General features: G+C 78.1%; 1 protein-coding gene. It reads left to right on the forward strand.

Annotated elements, in window-relative coordinates; genetic code table 11:
• Positions 1-222 precede the first annotated feature (222 nt).
• The coding region (locus tag L0B03_RS18945; protein WP_250448665.1) for an AMP-binding protein at positions 223-562 on the forward strand (340 nt) is incomplete at its 3' end.

A 562-nucleotide genomic window follows, 5' to 3' on the forward strand; every position in this document is an offset into this window, starting at 1 on the left:
ACCACGACGGCGGTCGCCAGGGTAAGCGCGGCGCCACGGGGACGTCGGGCCAGGCCGCGCGGGGCGGCCGGGCGCAGCACGGTGCTCAGGGTGGTCGAACGGCCCACTGGGGTACTCCTCCTCGTGCCGACGGGGGTCGGCTGCGGCGACCGACCGGGGTCGGTGGACGGCACCGACCCGCGGATCGGCAGGATCACTGTACGGCGCGCCTAGGCTGGGGCGGTGCACCGACCGCTCCTCCCGATGCCGGTGGGCCCGATCGACGACGCCCTCGTCTCCCGGCTCCTCGGGCACGTGCACCACGCGCTGGTGGGCTCGGGGCCCGCGATCGAGCTGGTCGGCCAGCCGTCGGCGACCTCACCGGCCCCCGGCTCGCACCCCGGCGACGCCCCGGCCGTGGTGCCCGAGGAGGTGGCCCTCGTGGTCCGCACCTCGGGCTCGACGGGAACCCCGCGCGGGGTGATGCTCGACGCCGCGGCGCTGCGGGCCTCCGCCGAGGCCACGCACACCCGCCTCGGCGGGACCGGACGCTGGGTCCTGGCCCTGCCACCGGCCCACGTCG

It is taken from the genome of Actinotalea sp. C106 (assembly GCF_023630195.1).
GTDB lineage: Bacteria > Actinomycetota > Actinomycetes > Actinomycetales > Cellulomonadaceae > Actinotalea.